General features: G+C 39.2%; 2 protein-coding genes. Both read right to left on the bottom strand.

The genetic code is table 11. The annotated features are described in order from the left end of the window. Nucleotides 1-97: 97 nt before the first annotated feature. Nucleotides 98-1,336, bottom strand: a complete 1,239-nt coding sequence (locus B9A22_RS24680) for an HAD-IIA family hydrolase (RefSeq protein WP_084578579.1) — start codon at nucleotides 1,334-1,336, stop codon at nucleotides 98-100. 1,143 nt (nucleotides 1,337-2,479) lie between these two features. Next, complete coding sequence (locus B9A22_RS24670) at nucleotides 2,480-2,734, bottom strand: IS110 family transposase (protein ID WP_176215688.1); 255 nt, start codon at nucleotides 2,732-2,734, stop codon at nucleotides 2,480-2,482. Nucleotides 2,735-3,066 lie beyond the last annotated feature (332 nt).

The raw sequence follows: 3,066 nt of genomic DNA, 5'->3' as shown, positions 1-3,066 counted from the left end.
GTTCGGTATTGGGAAAGGTTTGTTTCCCTATGCGTAATTTTCTTTAAACAAAAAATCCAGAAAAAGACTTGACATTAATTAGCTGGTCTTTGACACTCTATCGAACAAATGGTAAATCTATGTCCGCTAAAGCATCCGAAAGCCATTGAGGATGCATAGTAAGAAGATTGGAAGGCAATTGTTGAATATCAAAAAAACTAGCATCCCCAATCTCCTGATGGTCTACTTTTACTCTTCCACCAGTTATATTACATAGAAAACATAATGTAATAAAGTGAGTTGTTTTCCCAGATGGGTATGCAAAAATTTGTGAAACGGGATCTGAATATACCCCTATCAATTTTTGAACGGCTATGATCAATCCTGTTTCTTCTCTCAATTCCCGAATAACGGCCTCCTCAACAGTCTCCCCTGCCTCAACATGTCCTGATGGCAAACCCCATAACCCATTATCTTCGCGTTTAACCAAAAGAACCTGACAAAATTCGTTGAAGATGACTGCTGCAACACCAGCTTCTATACTGTCTGGCCACGGAAAACCAGGATACTTCCAACACGAGGCGACAATATTAGGATCAAACAGAGAAGACAATTTAGAAATTATAGCTTCAGGATTGCGATAATCGTGTTTTGATGGATAAGAAAGTTGCTTACCCTGCACTAAAATTCCATCCAGTCCAAATTGATGAGCCCCTAGAATATCAGTATCTGGACTATCGCCAACCATCACTATTCTCGCATTGCGATCAACATTTTTTAGTGCCAGGCTGAATATATGGGGGTATGGCTTACCGATAATGATGGGCCGCTGTCGACTTGTCATTTGTACAGCTCCCACAATTGCTCCTGTTGCAACACAACGTCCCTCTGTGCCTGGAAAAGAGCAATCATCGTTCGTCGCAATAAACTGTGCTCCTGTTTCAATATATTTTACTGCCTGTTGAACTTGGCGAAAAGTAGTGTTTTCGTCATAGCCAATTATCACTGCCTGGCAGTTACCTTGATCTGTTACTTTGATCCCAAGACTGCGGATTTCAGCTTTTAAACTTTTTGTACCAATTACGTAAACTCTATCAATAGCGTGTTGAGCAAGATAATGAGCTGTAGCCCAACCAGTCGTAATACATTCTTCTGTACTGGCTTTTATTCCCGAAACTGACAATCGAGTACACAACTCTTGACGCAAAAAGCGAGGATCATTTGTCACAAAATAAACTTTTTTCCCTAGCGCACGCAGTTTTTCTATTCCTTCCATACTTCCTGGTAAAAGCTCACCCCCAGTATAAATTACACCGTCAATATCAATTAAAAAAATATCATATTGTTCGGCAAGCATACGTAACACTCCCTTTCAAAACATTAAAAGCCCGCAGAAGATATCTCGGCGTATACGAAATACACCAAGCTATCCCCCTCGGGCTTTTTGTGCCAATAGGTGCCCCTATCTAGAAAGTAGACAGGTATGTAGCGCTCGGTCGCTGACCCTTTGTATAGGCGGAACCCTAGCTACCTATTCCCAGCTTATTACATTTATTATAGCATCTAAAACATGCAATGACAATCTTTCAATAAAATAACTGATGGTTTGGTGAGTAAGTCATTCCTTTCACTCTTAAGCTCGTTACTTTAATGAACATGGCACCACTGTCATGTAAAAATGGAACTAACATGGAACTCCTTGAATTTACTGGCTTCATAGGCATTTTCTTGTTCTAGTACATGCCATTAAAACGTTCCATAACGTGCCATTACTATATCTTTAAAAGCCATAATTTATCTAGGTTTGCGACATCGTAATTTTACTCCATAGCATGCCACTAAACATTAAACAGACGTTAGTCAATAGTTTGACCAATGTCATTTTTATAGCGTGAATCAGAATCACCCAGGACCCTAATGACAGAATAAATGGAAAATCGGTGCGTCTTTCTGCAATCCAAGTTGGTCCATACTCTTTCACTAAATCTATGTTTTGCCCACGAAGTGAGCTTCCATATAAAAATAAAATCATTGGCCAATAATTTGCAGTTTGGTGTATCCCGCAGGAAAAATAAGCATGTATTGAATTTTTTGGTCGTTATATGTAAAAGTATTTCTCTTTTCTACAAAAGTAGTCGATGATTCAATAGTTTCGGATGTATGTGCCGCAAGCGTTGATGATGGTTCAATAGTTACACCCTTCTGTTCATTAGCATTAAACCCTTTTTGAACACAATAACATGTTATTATAAATAACAGAAAAATAGATGCCAAAAATCTTCTTCAAAACTGCACCCCTTTCTTTGCCGGACAAAGACCAGCTAAATAAACCTGTAAAGCATTGTCAAGAGGCAAATTACCAAAATAAGTTAAAAAAGGCATAATAAAAAAGCCGTCCTGAAGACAGTGAAATTCGGTATGATGAACACCTAATCTGAGAGAGTTTCTTTCACTCTAGCATAATAAATCCGAAGAAATTTGTTTAAACCTGTGATTTTTGCTACTTTAACTGGCTTTCCTTCAGCTTCTTTTTTCTGCATGAAAGAAAGGTTACGGCAGGAAGGTGGTAAATACCTGTCGCTTCCAGAATCACACGCGTTTCACCAGCGGATAGGTTATGTATGCGCTCGGTTAGCAAGGCTAAATCCTCTTCGGTATGGGATACCTCAAAGGGAGCATGTACCACCTCGCCATAGGGTTTCAGCATGCACACAGTGCTTTTTCCTTTGGAAACGTCAATGCCTACACTAATCATAAAATTATCCTCTTTCAATGAATTATGGCATCCATCCGCGCTTATTACCATTCATCTTGGTTCGTTATACGAAAGCACATTATGTGTTTCAACCTGTTTAACCGAATGCGGATAATAAGTGGATGGCCAGCTGTTTAATTATCGGGTGCGCAACCCCCAGTCAAGATCGCCGGGCCATTACCACTTATTATACAAAAAGCGCAGAGCACAACCTCAAATGAGAGATTGACATCCACGCTTTTATCGTACCAATGTCAAGTCTTTTTCTGGATTTTTTGTTTAAAGAAAATTACGCATAGGAAACAAACCTTTCCCAATACCGAACAATATTT

The organism is Sporomusa malonica, assembly GCF_900176355.1.
GTDB classification, from domain to species: Bacteria; Bacillota; Negativicutes; order Sporomusales; family Sporomusaceae; genus Sporomusa; species Sporomusa malonica.
The sequence above is the reverse complement of the archived record's forward strand: the minus strand, read 5'-3'. Positions and strand labels throughout refer to the sequence as shown.